The organism is Rhizobium rhododendri, from assembly GCF_007000325.2.
GTDB classification, from domain to species: Bacteria; Pseudomonadota; Alphaproteobacteria; order Rhizobiales; family Rhizobiaceae; genus Rhizobium; species Rhizobium rhododendri.
Map to the genome: position 1 here is coordinate 563465 of NZ_CP117268.1, position 15445 is coordinate 578909.

At 56.8% G+C, this 15445-nt stretch carries 9 protein-coding genes and 1 pseudogene; 1 reads left to right on the top strand and 9 read right to left on the bottom strand.

Translation table 11 applies throughout. The annotated features are described in order from the left end of the window. Positions 1-124: 124 nt before the first annotated feature. The 6 genes and pseudogenes from PR018_RS28500 to PR018_RS20385 all read right to left on the bottom strand — a co-directional run bounded on the left by PR018_RS28500 (position 125) and on the right by PR018_RS20385 (position 6561). A complete protein-coding gene (locus tag PR018_RS28500) occupies positions 125-409 on the bottom strand; it encodes a thermostable hemolysin (RefSeq protein WP_142832435.1) in 285 nt (94 codons plus the stop codon). Between the two features lie 94 nt (positions 410-503). Further along, positions 504-2513 (bottom strand): S9 family peptidase, encoded by a 2010-nt coding sequence (locus PR018_RS20365; protein ID WP_161991120.1) that lies wholly within the window; start codon positions 2511-2513, stop codon positions 504-506. Positions 2514-2873: 360 nt separating this feature from the next. After that, positions 2874-3907, bottom strand: a pseudogene (locus PR018_RS20370) (ABC transporter substrate-binding protein). 125 nt (positions 3908-4032) lie between these two features. Continuing rightward, positions 4033-5271, bottom strand: coding sequence for a cytochrome P450 (locus PR018_RS20375; protein WP_142832429.1), 1239 nt, complete (start codon positions 5269-5271; stop codon positions 4033-4035). A gap of 237 nt (positions 5272-5508) precedes the next feature. Further along, the gene (locus tag PR018_RS20380; protein ID WP_142832428.1) at positions 5509-5946 is read right to left on the bottom strand and encodes a VirK family protein; all 438 of its coding nucleotides are present in this window, start codon (positions 5944-5946) and stop codon (positions 5509-5511) included. A gap of 102 nt (positions 5947-6048) precedes the next feature. Then, positions 6049-6561 (bottom strand): GNAT family N-acetyltransferase, encoded by a 513-nt coding sequence (locus tag PR018_RS20385; protein WP_244615585.1) that lies wholly within the window; start codon positions 6559-6561, stop codon positions 6049-6051. Positions 6562-8065: 1504 nt separating this feature from the next. On the opposite strand from PR018_RS20385, the gene def reads away from it, so the two are divergent. Next, positions 8066-8548, top strand: coding sequence for a peptide deformylase (gene def, locus PR018_RS20390; RefSeq protein WP_142832426.1), 483 nt, complete (start codon positions 8066-8068; stop codon positions 8546-8548). Between the two features lie 445 nt (positions 8549-8993). Here def and PR018_RS20395 read toward each other — a convergent pair whose 3' ends face one another. From PR018_RS20395 to PR018_RS20405, 3 genes are all read right to left on the bottom strand, one after another. Beyond that, the gene (locus tag PR018_RS20395) at positions 8994-10274 is read right to left on the bottom strand and encodes a phthiocerol/phthiodiolone dimycocerosyl transferase family protein (RefSeq protein WP_142832425.1); all 1281 of its coding nucleotides are present in this window, start codon (positions 10272-10274) and stop codon (positions 8994-8996) included. Between the two features lie 476 nt (positions 10275-10750). After that, positions 10751-14290 carry a molybdopterin cofactor-binding domain-containing protein gene (locus PR018_RS20400; RefSeq protein ID WP_279621457.1) on the bottom strand — a complete coding sequence of 1180 codons (3540 nt, stop codon included), beginning with the start codon at positions 14288-14290 and terminating at the stop codon, positions 10751-10753. Next, positions 14287-14811, bottom strand: coding sequence for a (2Fe-2S)-binding protein (locus tag PR018_RS20405; protein WP_279621458.1), 525 nt, complete (start codon positions 14809-14811; stop codon positions 14287-14289). The genes PR018_RS20400 and PR018_RS20405 overlap by 4 nt, the downstream gene beginning before the upstream one ends. Positions 14812-15445 lie beyond the last annotated feature (634 nt).

A 15445-nucleotide genomic window follows, 5' to 3' on the forward strand; every position in this document is an offset into this window, starting at 1 on the left:
AATGATGCCACGCTATAGCCGGAGATTGGGGAAACGGATCGCTTCGGCAATAATCGCCCGGTCGAGCTCGATAGCCTCCGTTTCAGACGCATGCTCAAACAGGAGATAGGCAAGTCGAAGGAGGTTATCCTCCAGCTTCAATCGTTGACCGCGATTGGCGGGGTGCGGGCGATTCTGAAGATGGCTTTCTCGATCGGGCTCGCTCAGATATCGCTGGGAAAAAACCACTGTGTGTGAAGCGAGTGCCTACAGCACATAGGATTTTTCCGTCGGCTCCGAGCCGAACAAACAGCGTGTGTGGAAATGTGTCTATTTGAGCCCCATCATGTGCATGAAAGACGCTGGTGATAAACTGTTCCGCCTTGTGGCGATAAGGGCGTGAGCGTTGTACAGCAATCGGTGATTTCAGCCGCCTTCAGCGTGTTGATCAACGCATTGACCTGGGCCCCATGGCTTAGGTGCGTCAGTCGAACGCAGAGTTGCTCGGCATTCGTTTCTCTCACCTAGAGGTGTCTATCAAACCAATCGAGTACGCGACGCTGGATATCCAACTGATGCTCGGGCTCGCTAAACCAGTGAGCTTCCCGTGGATAGCTGATCATCTTAACGGGTTTGCCAAGGAGTCTTAGTCCTCGGTAGAACTCCAGACCAAGCGCTATCGGCACTCGCGTATCTGCCTCGCCGTGCAGTACCAGCACTGGCGTATGAACGTTTTCCAACATCCGCACGGGCGATACCCTATCGAGATCGGCAAGGTGCGCGGATGGCTCGCCGAAATAACCCATGGTGTAGTCGGGCGTGTCGGTAATGCGCGCCATCGTAGTCATGTTGGTTGGAGCAGCACCGACCACTGCTGCCTTGAAGCGCTCGCTGTGCGTCACCGCCCAGGCCGCCATGAACCCGCCATAGCTCCATCCGCCGATGCCGAGGCGCGAAGGGTCTGAAATCTTCATGGCGACGAGCATGTCAACGCCGTCAATCACATCTTGATAGTCCATTCCGCCCCAGTCATGCCCAATCGCTCGCGCAAAGGCCGTGCCTTGACCGTCCGAGCCGCGCGGATTGGGCAGCAATACGGCATAGCCATTCGTCGCCAGCATTTGCGCCCATTCGTGCCAGCTGCCGAGCCACCCCGCCCACCACGCCCATTCGGGACCGCCGTGAATTTGGATGACTGTCTTGATCGGGCTCCCAGGAGTGTAGTCGGGCGGCGTAACGAGGACACCATAGATCCGTTTGCCGTCACGGCTATTGGTCCAAGATATTTGACTGACCTTGCCACATTTCCAGTGGGCGACTTGCGGATTGATCATCGTGATTGGACGGATCTGTTTGCCGGCGATGGTCCATACGTCGGCGGGTCGCTCAGGGCTCGACAGCGCAACCGCGACGAGGCGATCATCTCGACTAGTCGTGAGGTCGAAAGCCTCACCTTCCAAAGTGGCAAGCCGCGTGACACGCCCGTTCCCAGTCGCTGCGAATCTGACTAATCTGGATTGCGTCTCCTCAAATGACAGGGCGAGGATGGAGCGGCTATCCGCAGCCCATTGCAATCGCGTCAACAACCCCGCGTAGTCGTCGACGAGCTTAGTGAGTGTATTTGTCGCAAAGTTGTAAACGCGGGGGGCCGTGCCAATGAATCCCGGCGTGAGAATTTCCGAGGCGAGGATAGCAGTGCCGTCGGGTGCCCAAAACGGGCCTTCCGCGGCATGTTCAATGAGCGTCTTGCCGAATGTGCCGTTCTCGAAATCAAAAGTGGTGATCCGCGAATGGTAGAAATAATCATTGATCGCGCTCGTATCCGCGATACGGACCGCCATGCGTTTTCCATCCGGAGACCACGCCATTTTACTGACGTTGACAGTTTCTGGCGAGACAGGTTGCGCCTCGTGGCTCAAAAGATCCAGAACCCAAAGGCGGGACATGTGGCCAGCCTTGTCCAACTCGACCCAGTCACGCTTCGCCTCACGATCTGCCTTTTCCCCCGGTGTATCTGGATCAGCACTTAGAAAGGCAATCTTTGTCCCGTCGGGCGACCATGCGAAATCAGTAATGTCATATGGCACTGCGGTGAGCGGCACTGGTTCGCCACCATTGCGCCCAACCTTCCAAAGCTGGCGGGTCTGTTTGCCCCCGGCGTCCAAAACAGCTGGCGGCGATCCATCGGCTTGGCCTTCAGGCCGGCTGGATTCGTCGGGCTTGCCTGCGGTCGACATATCGGTTCCCGTCGTTCCTTTACTCCTGCGGTTCGACAGGAACGCGATTATTTCACCGTCCGGAGACCAGCGCGGTGTGTTGTCAACACCAGCACCGTTGACGAGCTCACGCGCGGGTTCGCTGCCGTCGGTCGGCACGAACCATATCCTTTGCTGGTCAGAGCCGAACGTCGCCACTTGCCGTTGGACGACAAACAATATTGTCTTACCATCAGGCGACATTTCCAAATGACGCATGTCCTGTAACTGCATGATGTCAGAGGGGCCAATCGGACCGCCGAATTCGGCAGTTTTCATCGGTGGAGCGACGGGCGAGCGAAGGTGCAGTGCCTGGACGTCCGCCTCGGTCGGTGACTGCGTCACGGCTGTAAGGAGCGACGCCGTAAGAGGAAATACTAGCTTCATTGAAGAATCTCAATCTCACATGACAGGGGGCTAAAGGCATCATTCGGCACAGTTGCGGTCTACGCATCGCAGCCCGGCTACAGCGCCTCCTTTAGATTGTGTGGGGCCGCCGCATCCAGCCGCTTATCGCGGGAGAAATGAGAATGCACGGTGCTGCTTGCGCCGCACACATTTGATGCCCGATTAGTTCGCTGACATCGACATGCGCGTTCGTCCAGGACTGACCGCAGCACAGTCGTATTCGCTGCTTCACTACCGCATTGAAGATTTTACAAAGGATGGATCGAACGTCCTACTGAATGGCACGTCGCTATTTGCAAGTTCCGGATCAAGTGTTTTCAATACACTCATCATCGATTTGTAGCCTTCCTCTGTCACCATCCCATCGAGTGAGTACATTTCCCTCGAATTTCTAAAAAAGCTTCGACGTAGAGGCTTTTGTCGCCCATCAAATACTCCTGCGGAACGGCTGCGGCGATATCCTCAGGCGTTGAAGCTTGGATAAATTTGAGCGCCTTGAGGAAGGCGTTAACAAGCTTCTGGATGGTGATAGGATTAGCCTCAATAAAACTACGGGTCGTATAGACTGATGCGGCGGGATTAGGGCCTCCGAACAGCTCGCGGGTCCCAGCCTCGGTTCTCGTATCAATCAAAATTTGGACTTCGCCCTCGCGTTCGAGCTGGGCAATGACGGGGTCCACATAGGAAAGGCCGTCAACTTCGCCACTCTTGAGTGCAGCCAAGGCGCTGGCTCCCCCACCCGTGCCGACCAATGCGACATCGTCCGCCTTCAGGCCATTTTTTATCAAAGCATATTGGAGCATGAGCGCGGTCGATGAACCCGGCGCCGTTACAGCCATCTTCCTACCTTTCAGCTCCCTTACCGATCTAACGTCGCTTGCCAGGCTTTTGCGCACCGCTATTACGATCCCAGGAAAACGGCCGAGGCCGCAGACAGCAGCAATGTCCTGGCCTTTATTCTGCATCCTGATTGTGTGCTCATACGCGCCAACGACAACGTCTAACGATCCGCCGATAAGCGCCTGCAGCGATTTGGCGCCACCGGAAAAGTCATTAATGATGACGTTTAGACCCTCTTCTTCGAAGAACCCCTTTCGCTCGGCAATTGTCAGTGGGAGATAGTAAAGGAGAGGCTTACCGCCAACTCCGATAGTTAAGTTAGGCTTCTCCGCCTTTTCGCCTGCAGCCGCTGCGGGACCCAGACCAACGAATCTGGCGGCAACCGCCAATGCCGTAGTGCTGACCAAAAACGTTCTACGATTCATCACACAGTCCCTAATTTTTTACTTCACTCATGTTGCTGACCACACCGCCAGAGGGCGTTGGAACAGATTATTGGAGCCAAGATCGGTTCAAACCAGAACTTGCTCGGAGGTCTTGGTGTCCAGCTCTATCGAGCTCGATTGGCGTCCCAAGTCACCGGAAAGTTTTGAACCGTTCGGATGCCCGAAAAGCCGGTGACTTTCGGAAAAGCACCAGCAGCTCTGATGGTCGGGAACCTCTCTGCTAGGACGGTCAATGCCTCTTCCAGCTCAGCTTTTGCCAGTGCTTCGCCCAGACAACGGTGCGCTCCAGCGCCAAATACCGGATGCCATTTCAATTGCTCTCTTGTGATATCCAGTCGATCAGGGTCGTTATAGAGATGCTCGTCTCGGAGGGCGGACATGGTCACTAGCGAGCAAGCTTTATTGGCAGGGAGGAGCGCCCCGTCTAACTCGATATCGGTCGTGGTAAAGCGCGGAACCGAGCCTATTGCGGGCTCATAACGAAGGCATTCCAGCACGGCCTTTGGAACCAGGTCGTGATTGTCTAAAACTGCATTCCATTGCTCAGGATGCTGGAGAAGGACTGCCAGCTGAATGACGATGGCAGATCGCGTCGTGTCGCTGCCACCGACGATCAAAGTCATGATCTGGGTAATCACTTCCTCGGCGGACAAGGATCCGTCGCTTTCCACATCCGAGAGAAGTTTGCTCACAAAGTCATTGTTTTTTTCGTAGCTGCGCTTTGCCACGACGTCAGCAACATATGATCTCAGCTCGCCGGCTGCTCGTTGAAGCTGCGGTACATCTTGCGCACGCCAAGATCCGCCCAGGAGCGGACTGAAACGGTATACGATCTCTGTAAATCTATTCACATCGTCCTGGGGGAGGCCCAAGATCGACGCAATGATCCTGGCCGGAATAAGAGCGGCAAAGTCCTCAAGCAAGTCCATGCCACCATCGGGCGCTGCGGTATCGGCGATCTGCGCAACAGTCTGTCTAATGAGAGGGCGCAACGCATCAATCATCTTGAAGGCGAATGTCCTGGTCAGGGGAGATCGTCTGCGCAAATGGACATCGCCATTCGACGTCAGCATCCCGTTTCGCACGAATTCCCAGATTGGCCCATCCTCAACGCCGCGCAGGGTGACCAACTCTGTTTCTACCTGACGTGTCTTGGCATCGCTGCACAGACTGAGAACGTCGTCGGCACGCAAGATCAGATATACCCCCGCTTCCGACAAGATGAACGGAATCTCCTTTCGGTAGTGCCGGTAGACGCGATGAGGGTCGGCGCTCAGGGTTGAAATGGGTAGCACCGGAACTCGAAAGTTCGTAGACCGCTCTGCGGAGTTGTCTAGGGTCATTCATCAATATCCTTTAATTCGGCTCATCCGCCGCCTAAATTTCCGGCCAGCTGCCGAAACACAACCGACGCGTCAGGCAGGGCGTTAGTGTTCTTTAGCGGCGACAGCAGGCATGCATTGTGTTCTGGTAACAGTGGTGGCAGATCCACGTTGAATAACGTTCGCAACGGAATTGGCGCGAATTTCCCCGCGTCGTTAGATGTGCCTGTCACGCAAAAACATCTAAGTGCACCCAAATTAGCGCGTTGGGAAAAAACTTAATCCACGGTCCATCGCACAGTTGAATTCGACTGTCGTACCCTTTTGTTCGTACGCGGGCAGGCTGAACACAGTCATAGAAAATTGAGCGCTGTTATCTGGGTGGACTTTGTATCGTAAAAACTGAACGATCGGCTTTCCATCGAGATCGATGGTCATATGCTCGTCAGCAAAGGCAAGCGTCCCATCGTCCGTCAATCTGAATGCGTTAATCCGTAGTCCACCGCGTGTTTTGCTTGGCTTTGCATCGTTCGGTACCGCGCTGCAAAGACTGAGATCAACGGTGACGGCGACCGGCTGCCCTTTGCCAAGCATACGGATTACAGCTGGCAGGGCGAGGGGGCCCTGGCGATGCTCGGTTGCACTCGCGGCGGCGGGTAGCAATGCCGCGAGAAGAATAGTGAAGACGCGCTTCATGCAGTACTCCTTGGAACTCTCGGCGCATGGCTCGATAAGCGCCGTCAAATTGATTGGCATCGCGTAACTTGACGCAGCATAATTGCGTTGCGGGGGAAGCCGTTACCCTAAATCACCGATGGAGCGTATCATCTGGACTTCTTTAACCGGCTTGCCATTCTCGATAATTCCGCCAGGCACAACGCAGAGATCGGAGAAAAGCTGACTACGATAGAATGCAATGGCAGATACATTTTCGCCGCTGACGCATAGCTCCAGTTTCGAAATACCTTTGTCCTTCGCGAAAGAAATAACACGGTTCAGCAGAGCCGAAGCAGTTCCAGTTCGCCGGAAGTCAGCGTGGACGTAAGCCATTACAATAATAGCCCGGTGCTTCAGTTTTGCTGGATGCCTGCGAATAAGCCCCATCAATCCCACAGGGATACCACTATGGAAAGCGCCGAAGACTGGATCAGTTAACCGCCTATTCCATTCATCCTCGGAAAGAGACTCCCAGTCATCAAGAATGCTGGCGTAGGACGATGGTGTGGACCTTAAGGCCTGTAGCCATATCTGTTTGAAAATAGAGCCTTCACCGGGCACAATCTGTCTGTATGAAATGTCGTGTTTGTCCAAAATATGCTCCTTGTCCCGGTTAGTTGCCAACACGACAGACTGACCCGGCATGCGTTCGGTTCAGGCGATGCGTGCGACAGATTTTAGGAGGTCCCGTTTACACCAGCGCCGGAAATACCAGACAGAGCGGCGGGGATCCGCTGAGTTAAAAGGATGAATTTCCCTGACCATGACATACGAGGCCACACTCACCACTTAAGATGGAAGACACGTTCATGATCGAATGATCTATTCCCGCTCCCTAGCCCGTCTTCAGCGCCGCCTTTACAGGGTTGTCCATCTAGAAATCCGAGATCTCGCTTTCGCTCATCGGGAAGCTGATCAGGAAGCAACTTGATGCGCTTGATCTTCATACTTTTGTGGCCCCGGAGGCAGACATCAGTCGTTTTATGCAATTGGCTAACAATCCGCCATTTTGCCGCATATTTCACCCATGCAATCGTATTGTGTTGTCACCTACCAAACTTGATCACGAATTCGTGAATTGGCAAATGAAGATTTTATGAAGAGCTATATGGTTGATTTCATTATATACTTCAAGATGACGCTGGGAATTGAGTCGCGGAACGATGCTATGTTTTGGCAAGCTAATCTTTAGCGTGCAGTCGGCTTCGCCATCTCTAAGCGAGGCCGAGCGAACCGATACTGTCGGCGTGTCATTGGCATTTGTGTCCTCCAATCCGACGCTTTGAAAGTGTAGATAGCTCGGCCGCGAGCGACGCTTGAGAACTATAGGTGTCATTGGCCAACTCCGTCTTATGGGCACGGATGCTTCGTCTCGTTGGAACCTCAAAGGACACCAGGTACGGTCCCCGAGATACATGCCAGATCTCTGTGTTGCCGTGGGTGATGTTTTGTTGCGAAATGTTCACGTGGGCGCTGGATCAGTATCGTCCCATAGCTAACAAGAATGTATCCACAAGCTGAAGTCGAGAGCGTGCTTTGCGCGCAGCTGAACGTGGTGAGTCGTGTTTTGGCCTACTTCAGGTTGTGAGCTGATTGATTATGGAGAAAGGCCAACGTGAAAATTTGATGCGGTCCGATGCGAGAGTGATCTCGTTGGGGTGGTCAGTGGCTGGACTAATCCTGCAAATTTGCGACCAGCCGGCCCCACAGCCATCATCAGTCGAGTATATGTTTCGAGATCGCTCGGAAGCATTTTGATATGGCCTACATCGACAGGTGCGTCGCTCCACCCAATCTTCTATTTCTTCACACATTTTATGGCGCGCAAGCGCGCTACGCACGAAACGGGTGGCTCTGTTGAACGCTGTTCCGAAGATGATAGTCATCCGTCGCCCACATGCCTGTTTGAAAGACTGATCTTCACACCTCGATCATTTTTGGGTTGATCTGTTATTCTCACAGCTGCTACATCGACGCGGTTAGAACCGCGGGAAGCCGACATGCGCGCTCGCGATGTGAAATAAACGTGGGCACTTTTTACCCTCCCCATCAGCTAATTTGACACACACACTTTGATCGATGACGATTGGAGACTGAAATGACCATAAGGACAATTATCACAGTACCTGACCCCGCACTTCGTCAGGTTTCGCGTGCGGTCGACCCCGAGGCCGCAGAAACGGCTCTCTTAGTCGATGACATGCTGGAAACCATGTACAACGCATCTGGTGCGGGCCTGGCGGCTGTGCAGATCGGCATTCTGAAACGCGTCGTGGTCGTAGACGTTGCCCGGGATGCGCCTCGGGATCCTCGGGTTTTCATCAATCCAGTGATTGTCGATGCGTCCGATGAATGCTCGACTTTCAGGGAAGGTTGTCTGTCGATTCCGAACACCATGGTCGAAGTGGTTAGACCAGCGAAGATTACCGTGGAATATGATAATCTGAGTGGCGGTAGAGAGATACTCGAAGCCGAAGGCGTCCTTGCTACATGTCTTCAGCACGAGATCGATCATCTCAACGGGACCCTGATAACGGACCACGGTGAGCCAGTGATCATAGAACCGCCGGTCTCGGCGTGACTCCTTGGTAGCAAAAGAGAGACGTGGCCTGTTTCGACGGCCTTCGTGAAGGGATACAACAACGCAAGGCCAAATTTACGGGCTCGCACCGTTTAGGCTCGACGGCTCCAGCGGTTTTCCCATTTGCTATGACGGGTCTTTAAAAGACTCCATCGACAGAGACTGACGGTGGATCAGATCATTCAAATTGAGACGGCGCAGGGGAAGGATATCAGGAGGTAACAGATAGGGTACTCTGCTTGATTCCCTGCGTAGACGTCACAGGATCGATGCAGAGGTGCTGCGCTTCGAGCTGATGATAAACGTGGTCACGTGAGAGCAGCCACAAGTATCATTGAAAGGAAGCCGCAGCAGGGAGTACTCTGTAGGAAGACGTTGCTGAGAATGCGTATGGCACGCAGCTTCGATGTGTAGTGGGATATGAGGTTACCAATGGCGACGCACCTTAGGTGCTGGAAAGCGCTGCATTGGTCAGCAAGGCCGCTGTCGACCCTAGGCTTTCCGGCATATGAATAGGACGAGCCTCAGTCAGGCGCAGTGAGCCTTGCAGTGTTGCCGCGCCGATCATGCGCTCGTTCTTAATCCGACCAAGCACCAGTGGACCCCAGACGGCGTCCAGTTTGGCAACTCCGCCGGATGGTGGCGCGTGAATTGATCCGAGGTTCGAAATTACTGCATCGTAGCCACGGGCGAGGCCACATGCGACATTAGTTGTGGCCATTTGTGGCAGACTGCTTTCCAACCGCCACATATTTCGCAGGATGTTTTCTTTGGTTCGCATTTTACTCACGGCATCGGAGTACGATCTGGCCGTGTCCCAGAAGCTCGTTAACAGGTCTAACCGCTGTTCAACTATCGCTACCGAGACGAATAATCCGACCTCGTTCGGGTCGACGTTGGCGAGCGGCCGGATGTTGATAGGCGACAGGATCGAATAGCTGCCTGTAGGGTGATTTCCGGCGTTCGCCATCGCCAAAGCAGCGGACAATGCCCCATTCACGGTAGTGCCATGCTTTCGGCTGTTCTCTATTAACGCGTTGGTAGTGTTACGATCCAGGGATGCAGAAGTAATTTGTGGTCGGTCACCGCTAAATGGCCTCCACAATGACTGACTTCGAACTCGGCCGACTGCCGCGCAATCTTGCACGGATCGGCCCGTAGCGTCTCCCGGTTGTTTGTTCTCACTGCACCGAACGAGATCTTCAACAGAGGGCCTGCGTGGGGCAACGACCAATTCGTTGCCGTTCAGCGACGACACAATATCGTTCAAGAGCGCAACACCGGAAAGGCCGTCCGCGATCGCGTGATGAAAGGTCAAAACGACGTAAAAACGTCTTGACTCGGACTGGGCTTGGACAACCGCCACGCGCAAGAGAGGGGCGACCCACGGGTCGAAAGGTCTGGCCAACTCTGCCTCGACAGTTCCCCGCCATCCATCTCGACCTTTGGGCTCGCGCGTCTCGAGTGGGGCTGGCCGAATATGTTCAATGAAATGTGGGCCGTCGTCGTCGTCTTCGACCGCATACCAAAGATGAGGATGACGCATTTGGGCCTTATACAGCGCCGCTCCTAATTCCAAAAAACCAAAACAACCCGAAATTTCGCCGACTAGACAGAAGTGTCGGTGATGCCGTCTGGAATACAGATACAGAAGGCGCTCTTGGGCCCCCATCGGACGAACCGTTCTTTTCAAGCGCATATCCCGTTCACTTACACTATCGATCATAAAATCTCCTTGGGCTCTAGCAGCCTTCAAAGGGTTGGCATCTCCGGGCGAATTCTAATCGACGCGGATTGATCTCACATGAAATCTTTCCACTACGCATATTCAACGAACACAATCCGGCGGCTTCATGCTCCTTGGAGTGAAATCGGCCCATGCGGTTGAGCAGAATCAGACCACCTGTGGCGCCCGAATGAGATCTCCAGAAGGGTGTAGCCCAAACAAATTCACCTCTGTGCGCAGGCAATTTGCGGGTCTGCACGGCCCTTCGGGCATGATTCTGGGCGAGTTCACTGATGCCTTCTCTCGAAGCAAACCACGTCGTTAACGAAGGCTCGCTGCCCGCCACAACGAATGTGCCTCGGATACCGTGTGCCGACCCATCGTGCCTATGTTATCGTCGGCGTCCTTTTCCCACCGCATAAGGAGTATTGCTGTTGATGTCCGCAATGGATGCTGTTTCCCGTAAAGCGTCTTCCTCAGTGTGCGGTGGCGGCCGCGCGTTGGAAAGCGGCCGAAGCGTCGTTCCATGCCGGCTTGTCGGGGGCAAAGCGGGCCCGGAGATAGGTGGTGAGAGCCTTCAGCTGGCTCTCGTCCAGCGTATTGCGGAATGACGGCATCGACATGACTTCGGGTGCCTCGCGCCCTGTCGTCGCGGCGAGGATCGCCGGCGCCTCGACGCCGCCGAGGATCGCCTGGATGACATTGTTGGGCGTATCGGCATGCAGGTTGCTGTTAAGCGCCAGAGATGACAGGACTGTGTTGCCGGCATGGCAGGTAGCACAAGCGCCGTTGAAGATCCGCTCGCCCTTCGGCGAAACCAACGCTGCGTCGCGCGTAGCGCTGTCGCTGGCAGCAATGGCGGTCTGCCTTTGAGCCGCGGCCCTGGCGGGATCGCCGTCCCCGTTGAGGCTGGAAAGATAGTTTGCCATCGCGCGGATATCCGAATCTGGGAGCGGCTGCATGACCTCCACCACATGGGCCATCGGACCGGCGGCACTGCCATGGTCACGCGAATGGCCGCGGCGCAGGTAGTCATAGAAGGCGTCTTCCGTCCAGCCGACGGGCCCCTTGGCCATCGCATTGAGGGCAGGGGCCTGCCAACCATCGACAAAGCCGCCGGACAGGTGGGCGGTTCCCGTCTTTTCGGCACCCAGCGCATTGCGTTCACTGTGGCAGGCGGAGCAGTGGCCAAGCGTCTCCACGAGATAGGCCCCCCGGTTCAAGGTGGCATCACGCGTCTTGTCGTAAGTCATCGGCGACGATTTCAGGAAGAGCGCATTCCATCCGGCCATCATCATCCGGATGCCATAAGGGAATTTGAGCCTCGTCTCTGGCGCCTTTTCGGAGACTGCTGTTTGCGTCATCAAGTATGCATAGAGCGCCTGTAGGTCCGCATCTTCCGCACCGGCAAACGATGTATAGGGATGGGCCGGGTAGAGGTGATGGCCATCGCGGCTGATGCCCTCGCGCATGGCACGCTCGAAGGCCGGATAGGACCAGCCCCCGATACCGTTGGTCACGTCCGGGGTGATATTGGTCGCGTAGACAGTCCCGAAGGCAGTATCGAACCGCCGCCCGCCGGCAAAGGGCGTTCCGTCACTGCCCACATGGCAGACATTGCAGGCGCCGACTGCCGCGGCCAGCCTACCTCGCTCGATGGTGGCGGCGCTGTAGACGTTCGTATCGGGCCTCTCGATGGTGGCGATGGCCGGGCGCCAGGGCGACGCCATCGTCGCCAGGCCGGCGATCGCCGCCACGGCACCAGCCGCAGACAGACCGAAGTTCCACCATCGCTTCTTGGGCGCAGACGTCGTGGTCGGCGCTGCGGACGCATCGCCCCTTAGTGCCGACAGCACCAGCTCCGGTGTCAGCGGCAGTTCGCGGAAACGGATGCCAGTCGCATCGTAGACCGCGTTGGCAATGGCCGAGGCACTGGGGACAGAGGCGGATTCGCCGACACCCAGCGGCGGCTCGTCCTGACGCGGCACCATCAGCACGTCGATATCGGGCAATTCCGGGAAAGTGATCAGCGGATAACCACCCCACTCCTTCGAGGTAACGGCGGTGGAGGAGAATTCGACGCGCTCCTTCAACACGCGGCTGGTCGACTGGATGACGTTGCCATGGATCTGGTGCTTGACGCCGTCGGGATTGATCATCATCCCGGAATCCTGCGCGCACGTTACCTTCGTCACCGCGATCTCGCCGGTCTTGGTGTTGACCGCAACGTCGGCCACCCAGGCAGCCGCCTTGCCGGGGAAGGGACCGTGGATATAGACGGCATAGGCAAAACCCCGCCCGTAGAGCAGGTCCCCTTCGCCACCGAGCGTGCCCCATTTGGTGTGAGGTACCCAATTGGCCCGTTCCGCAAGCGCATGAACCAGGTCGACCGCGCGGGTATCGTGCAGGTAGCGCAGACGGTATTCGATGGGGTCGACTCCGGCCGCGGCCGCAAGCTCGTCGATATAGCATTCATGCGCGAAGATATTCGGCATGGCCGAGACGCCGCGAAACCACGAGGCGCGCGCGATCGGCGGCATGTCGTGCACGGTGACCCGTAGATTGCCGTAGGCATAGGGCGGGATCGCCGTGCGGTCGCCCATCTGGACCACATCCGATACCGGTGGCACCTTGCCTGTCAGGATCAGCGACAGGGTTGGCGCGAGATTGGACGGATAGCGCGTTTCGAAATCATAGGCGGATGGACCGCCTTCCAGATCGAGACCGCCGCGCACGTCCATCACCTGCGCTGCCCCCTTCGGTTCCCATGCATGCTCCTGTTCGCGTGTCAGTTGGACGCGTACGGGCGCCCGGACTGCCCGGGACAGAAGTGCTGCATCGGCGGTGACATCGTCGGCGCAGTTGCGGCCATAGCAGCCGGCCGCCTCCAGACGTTCCACCAGTATCCGATCTTCCGGCATATCCAGGAGCAGCGCCAGATCACGGCGCATCGGAAAGGGATTTTGCGTGCCGGACCAGACGGTCAGTCCGTTATCGCCATAATCCGCCACTGCGCATGACGGACCGATCGAGCCGTGCATCTGGTAGGGCCAGACATAGGTGCGGTTCATCGGCTCGGCACTGCCGTCCAGCGCCATATCGACGTTGCCCCGATCGATCAGCTTGCGCGGGGTTGAGGTGTTGGCGCGTAGCGCCATCTCCGGCGCATTCAGATCCGGCCGTTCCGGCGGAGCGCGCCACACAACAACAAGCGTCTTTGCAGCCTCCATGGCGATTTCTTCGCGCGTTGCGACGACGCCGACGAAATCACCGATGGCCACGACGCCGACGACTCCGTCGATGTGGGCGATCGAGCCTTCATCTATGGAGATCAGACTGTTGCCGACGTGCTCGCCGTGATCGAAACCGGCATAGAGCGGCCGGATGACGCGGCCATGCAGCATGCCGGGCACGCGCACGTCGTGCACGTAGGTCCATTCACCGGTTGCTTTTGCCGGTATGTCCACCCGTGGCAGCGAGACGCCGACGATCCGGTAGGTCGATGCAAGCTTCAGCGCCGCTGTCGCATCGATCGACAGTCGCACATGCTCGCCGGCCACGAGCTCTGCGAAGGTGAGGCTCCAGTTCTCTCCGCCGTCGGCGCGTATGATGCCGTCATGCAGGATGAGATGTTCGACCGCCGTGTTCTTCAGGGCCGCAGCCTTCGCCATCAGATGGTGTCGCGCGGTCGCGGCGGCCTGCCTCAGGGGCACCGCCGTGATCTGGATCGTCTCGCTCGCAATCGTGGCACCTTGGTTAGGCGCCGCAGAAGTCGCTCCCAGCACCATATCCACATGCTCGAAGGGTACGTCCAGTTCCTCCGCGACGATCTGCGCCAGCGATGTGCGGATACCCGTTCCGAGATCGACATGGCCGTTGAAAGCTTTGACGCGACCGTCCCGGTCGATGGCGATGTAGAGCTCGGCCTCGTCGCCCTGGAGTTTGTCCGAAACGACAAGAAGAATGTCGGAGTTCAAGAAATAGGAGGATTTCGGCGCTTCGCGTTGGGTGTTCATGGCGAAACCTCGTTTCGTGCCTCTGCCGATGCGCCGACTGCGCGATCAGCTTTGGCGTAGGCGACGGCGCGGCGTGCCGCAGCGAGTATTTCCATATGGGTGCCACAGCGGCAGAGATGATGCCGAAGAGCTTCACGAATATCGGTTTCGTCAGGCTCGGGGTTGGCTTCCAGCAGCCCGACGATGGCAATGATCATGCCGTTCAGGCAGTATCCGCACTGTGCGGCGGCCTCCTCGATGAAGGCGCGCTGTACGACATGCAGACAGCCAGACTTTGCCAGGCCCTCCAGCGTCGTCACCTGCCTGTTGCCCAACGCCTTCAGCGGCACGGTGCATGAGCGAACGGGCCTGCCATCCACCAGCACCGCGCAGGCGCCGCACTCACCGAGCCCGCAACCATATTTGGGGCCGTTGAGGCAGAGATCGTTTCGGAGAATATAGAGAAGTGGCGTTGCGCCACCCGCTTCGACGGCGATGACGGCGCCGTTGACGTGGAGGGTGAATGAGGCAACCTCTTTCAACAGCCAGCCTCCAAAGCACGGGCTCGGGCCCAAACCGCTCCGCCGATACCCATGCAACCCACTATCCAAAAAAGCGTCTCCTCATTGCGCATCCTAAGCGAAACCCCGTAGGCAACGTCTCCGAGCACGGAGAGGGCGAGGGTGTTTGCATCCCGAGCCTTGGCAATCACGCGGATTGGTGCCTCGATGCGTTCTATTTCGACGATGCCATCTAAGATCTTTCAGCGCCTCGGAGCGCCGATCGTGCATCTTGCGGCTACCAAGGATACCGATGTAGAAGGACATTCCGTCCAGTGCTGCACACAGCACCGGCAGTTCACGGTCGAGATCGTAATGTAGAAGGGCAACCATGTCCTGGTCAGGCAAGGCTTCATCCAGCAGGCTCGAAGCCTCTTCGTGGCGGATGACTGCATAGCCGGTCGAGGCTGCGAGATACGCCGAGCTCTCTGCCCCAATGGAGGTGCCGCTCGGCAAGAGCCGCGGACGCGCATAGGCTCGCAGCAAATGCGCTCCGTCCCAGGTGTTTCGATTTGAGAAGGGTGCGACCTCCAGTGACTGTGCACCTGCACTGTATCGCAGTCCCATGCAACGGCACGCGTTCAGGCCCTCGAGCACGGAATGCAGGCTAAGGTTA